The organism is Salmonella sp. SG203 (assembly GCF_013350575.1).
Taxonomy (GTDB): Bacteria; Pseudomonadota; Gammaproteobacteria; order Enterobacterales; family Enterobacteriaceae; genus Salmonella; species Salmonella enterica.
Map to the genome: position 1 here is coordinate 1 of NZ_SNMT01000052.1, position 5,617 is coordinate 5,617.

Here is a 5,617-nt window from a genome sequence, read left to right on the forward strand (position 1 = left end):
ACGGTAACCGGAAGCGGTGACCACCTGCTTCAGGCTGCGGTTGTTATGTGACAGCCGGTTCTGCAGCTCATACACCTGACGGCGTTCTGCCGACGAGTCCCGCTGTACCACACCGTTCAGGGTGGTTCCGCCGGCCGTTGACAGCACGCCATCCAGCTGCAGTCCCTGTCCGCTACCCGAGGAGGCGCTCACGTTCACCCCGCTCAGGGTACTGTTGCCCGTCACATGCACCCCGGCTCCGCTGCCGGACTGACCGCTCAGACTGCCGCCCGTCACCGTGCCGTTCAGGCTCACCCCGTCACCACTGCCGGACTGACCGTGCAGGACGGAATCCGTGTTCATCACCATACCGTTCAGCAGCAGGCCGCTGCCGACACCGGAGCTGCCGGTCAGCGTGGTGCTGAGGAGATGGTTGTTGCCGTCCAGCACACTGCCCGGCCCGGAAACGGACTCACCACTCAGCTGTCCCCCGCTCACGCTGCTGCCCTGCAGGAGATGGAGACCGGTCCCGTTGCCGGTGGCGTTACCGGTCACCGTCGTGCTGCCGACGCTTGTCAGGTTGCCGGCCACACTCACCCCGTTACCGGAGGCGGTGGTACCGCTCACCGTGACGTTCGTCAGCGTGCTGTTGCCGGCCACATTCACCCCGGTGCCTGTGGTGGCGTTCCCCGTAATGGTGCCGCCGGAAACATTACCCGACAGATTCACTCCGTCACCCGGACCGGTTGTGCTGCCGGTAACCAGACCGTTACCGCTCAGGTTACCGCCGAGCGCGGTACCGGTACCCTCGCCTGACTGGCCGCTGATGCTGCCCTGGTTCGTCACGTTCCTCTCAGTGACGCTTCCTGTGCCGGTGCCGGACCGGCCGTTCACCTGGCTGCCCTGAGTGATGTCAGCACCATCACCCACCACCGCGCCGGTGCCGGATGTGGAGGTGCCATCCACCATACCGTTAACCATGCCATTAACCGTGGCACCGGTGCCGGAACCGGAAATACCGTGAACCATGCCGTTAATCGTCCCGTTTACGGCAGCACCGGTACCGGATGTGGAGGTACCATTCACCGTGCCGTTAACCATACCGTTCACAACGGCCCCGGCCCCGGAGGCAGACGAACCATCAATATCCCCGTACAGGGAGCCACCGACAGTCGCCCCCGTCCCGTTACCGGAAGCACTGCCGTTTACCGTCGTGCTGCCGGCGTTCGTCAGGTTACCTCGCACATTCACCCCGGTTCCGGATTCTGTGGTGCCGCTCAGGGAGACGTCCGTCAGGGTGCTGTCGCCGGTCACGTTCACCCCGGTACCGTTTGCCGCATCACCGGTCCACCGTCCGCCGGAAACATTCCCTGCCAGGTTAAGGCCGTTCCCGCCACCCGTGGCATTGCCGCTGGCCACCACGTTGTCTGTCGTCAGGTTGCCGGTGACTTTAATCCCGTTCCCGTCGACGGTATCCCCGTTCAGTGTGACCCGGGTTGCCGTGGACTCACCCGACACAAGCAGACCATCCCCCTTAGCTGAGTGACCGGTTATCACGTTTTTCTCCGTCACGTCTCCGGTCACACTGCCGTTCAGCAACACCCCGCTGCCGTTACCGGAGGCTGTACCGCTGACGGACGTGTTACTGCTGGTCAGGTTGCCACCAATATTCACCCCGCTGCCCGTTGCTGTGGTCCCGTTCACCGTGGCGTTGCTGACACTCAGGTTCCCTCCCACGCTGATGCCGCTGCCGGCCTGCGACTGGCCGCTGACGGTGGCCCCGTCCACGGTGTAGTCCTTACCACCGGTGAGTAATACCCCTGCACCGCTGCCACCGGAAGTACCGTTCAGCGAGCCATTGGTGATGGTGACGTTGTTACCATTGATGTTAATACCGGCGCTGGTTCCCGATGTACCTGTCAGGGTGTTACCGCTCAGGTTAACCTGACGAGTGTTCCGGTCTGCGGCATTAATCTGTATCCCCGTCCCGGTTTCACTGTTCCCTGTAATGGTGGCGTTGTGAACCGTGACACTGGCGAATTCAGACACAATAACTCCAGCCCTGCTCTGACTCCGGCCATTTACCGTAAAGTTGCCCTTAAGGTCAGTGTTATCCAGAATACGGAGTTCCACGCCATTGCCGGACACAGAAGAAGCATTTATATTGACATCACCATCACCAGAAAATCTGTAGCCTTTGCTTCGGACAAGATTATCCGCACCGTCCCCGCCAGCATAGTATGATGTAATACCGTTCACATCCTGTGCTGAAGCACTGATGTTCAGCGTCGCATTTGAAACAGACATGTTTATAACATCAGGATGACCAGTCCAGGCATCCACAGACATTCCTCCCCCATAAAGAGCATCCCAGGAACCGGGATTTCTGGACTCCGCATTAATCACGGCAGTACCATTTAAAAAATGCAGCGATGGTGACGGGCCGTAATGACCATTGAACATCAGACCGGTACCATAATCTGATGACGCACTAATTATCGTATTGCCGGTAAAGGTCACGTCAGACTGTAAAAAAATCATCCCCGCAGCAACATCATAAGGAAATACAGACGGGTGTATATTAGACCCGTTAAGTTCATTCCTGGCCGAACTGAAAACCACTTTCCCCCGGTACATAATACCCGTGCCAGCAAAGGAATCCGGATTCGTATCCCAGCCTTGTCCCAGGGTAGCCCCCTGTCCCTGCACAGCCGATGAACCCACCCCGTTTACAGTAATTCCATCCACTGCAGTTAAATCAGCAGACCGGAAGGTGACACCATTATCATCGCTCCCGGTGGCATTCCCGCTGATACTGATATTTCCCCCGGCACTGATACCCGCCATCCCCGTGGTGTCATTCTTTCCTTCCACCCTCGCACCACCATGACTGGCGACAAGGCTTATGTCCTTACCCGCCGTCACGTTACTTCCCGATAACGTAACGCCCGCATCCGCCGTCAGGTTCACATTACCTTTCGTCACATTCAGGGTGGTGTTTTTCAGCGTCAGCCGGCCTTTATTGGCTATACTGAAATCACCGTCACTCACCGTTATTGTGGCGTCAGTAAAACCCACACCCTTCAGGTCAACCAGTCCCGCCGCTGTAACCGTGGTGTTACCGAATATCCACCCGCCATACGGTTTGTCTGATGATGTGTAATCAGCAGTCCATCCCTTCGTTGAGTGCGCGGTGTCATCAAATATACTCGTCCCACACATATCAATCCGGGTCAGATTTTCAGGATGTTTCGCCAGCATGGTGTCACGGTTATCCGCAGTCACGATGTTGCTGTCCAGGTTATTAGTGACACCTGGCGCAGAGCCTGCTGAACTGAACGTGACATTCGTCAGGTCTGTAAGATTTCCGTTAAGATGACTGTCCGTCAGTGAAAACCCTGTCCCCTGCTTTGTTGAAACCCCCTTTATCTCAAGCGAATTCGCTGAGAGGTTGCTGCCTTTTACATTTACGCCTGAGGCTCCGTTACCCCCTTCAGATTTGCCAGCTAAAAGAATTTTACCTGTACTGGCAGTGATATCAGTGGTATTCATTTTCAGTGAAGCATTCTTCCCTGAAGCAGCCAGTCCGGACACTGAGATATTACCGTTGTCTGAAGTAATTTTACTGCCCGTTATTGTCAGACCCTCAGTGTTATCTGCCGACCCGGTGAGTCCGTCACTCAGACGCTGCGCCGTGCCACTGATATTAACATCGCCCCCCGCACTGACGTTCAGGCCAGACAGTATTGCGCCTTTCCCCCAGAAAGTCGTACCATTCAGGGTGACACTGTCTTTCGAACTGATTTTCACTCCGGTGAGTGTTAATCCGGTATTTCCGCTGTTTTTTTCATTCTGAACTTTCCCGGACAGATTCACAGAACCGTTATTGCTGGTAACCGAAATTTTGTTATTATTGCCCGCCACCTGCATCACCAGAGAACCTTCGTCCGTCCGGATGTTAACGCCGTTCTGACCATTAATCAGTATACTTCCCCCACCGTTTTCTGTATCGGTGGCACTAAACTGCATGTTCCCCGAAGCCGTCGTAATATTTACAACGTTACCGGCTTTAAGATCTGAATTGACGCCGTATCCGGAACTGGCTGACAAAGGCCCGTTCACGGTAAGGTTGTTGGTGGCATTTAATGTATAAAAATTACCATTCGTCCCACCCGCAGTGTTCAGGCTAATATTTCCGGCATCAATGAGGCCGGCATTAGTGAACAACAAAGAGGTAACGCCCCCTGATTCGTTTGCGGGACCGACAGAAAAATCACCGTCATTCAGGAAGAAATGAACAAATTTACTTATGGTGACACTGCTGTTCTGACCGTCATTTCCGGCCAGCAGGTTCAGGTTTAATTTTCCGCTGGTTGACGTAATGGCACCATTTGTTGTATCGGTCAAACCGCTCCATTTTCTGTCCGCAAAAGTGATATTTCCGTCAGCCTTCAGCGTCAGGGTGGCATCAGTACCGCCGGTTTTTTTGATTTCTGCATCTTTGACAAACGTAATGTTACCCCGCTGTCCGTCGGTATCATGACCACTGGTTTTTATCGTAACGTTCGCCCCGTTGTTCAGCTGACTCTGAATGCTGTTCACACCAATCTGAGCGCCATTGTCTGAGGGCGTGAACACATTACTGGTGTTACTGACGTTTTTATCTGCTCCCGCCACAATGGTCACATCCGTCGGGTCAAGCAACCAGTTGCCGCCCCGGCCATTCAGGGCCGATGCCTCCACATCACCGAACGCCTGCAGGTTATGGTGCGAGGAAGTCTCCACCTGGCCACCGTTGCCTGACTGCGCCCCACCCTTCGCCAGGATACGGCCCCGGAAGTTCGTGTAATCCTCCGACCACAGCACCGCCTTGCCGCCGTCACCCTTCTCCGTGGCTGACACGTCAATGACCGCATCCCTGTCCATCACCACTTTTGACGCGTTGCGGATGGCCGCATCCTTACCCTGCCAGCCCCCGCCCACGTACACCCCGCCGCCACCGGTACGCCCGGTCGCCGAAGTCCGGCTGCCGCCGGCCAGGTGGATATTCGTTCCCTGTACCGTGATTTTTCCGCCGCGACCGGTCTCACTGTCTGCCAGCAGCATCCCCGACTGGCTCACCACACCGCTCTCTCCACCGTCCAGTACTATCTCGCCGCCGCGATGGTTCAGCCCCCGGGCCTCCACGGTTCCGCTGTTGTTCACCACCGTGTTCAGCAGCATATCCTTACCGCGCGCCGTCAGGTACACCTGACCGTTCGTCGCCGCAATCAGACCGCTGTTCTCCACCAGGGCATTCACCACACTGCCGTTCACCGACACCGACGCCAGCCCCGCGTTGTCCAGCTGCAGCGTCACCCTGTCTGCCGCCGCCAGCACCGTTTTACCGGACGGTGTGCTGAGGGTACCGCTGTTCCTGACCCGGTCTGCCGCCAGGACAATATACCCGCCCTTCGTTGTGGTCAGGCTCCCCTGGTTCACTATCTCCGCACCCGGATGGCTGCCCCCGCTGAACGTGTAGCGTCCCGCCATAAAGTCTTCCGTGCTGATGTTCTTCGTCGACGCCAGCAGCCCCGCCGTGTTCACCCTGGCGCCCTTACCGAACATCACCCCCGCCGGGTTGACCAGCATCACCTGG

The 5,617-nt window shown here is 56.7% G+C and carries 1 protein-coding gene; it reads right to left on the reverse strand.

Going from position 1 to position 5,617, the window contains the following annotated elements:
* Positions 1 to 5,617, reverse strand: a 5,617-nt coding sequence (locus HV477_RS27430) for a hypothetical protein (RefSeq protein ID WP_175065699.1), incomplete at both ends; no start/stop codon positions are given.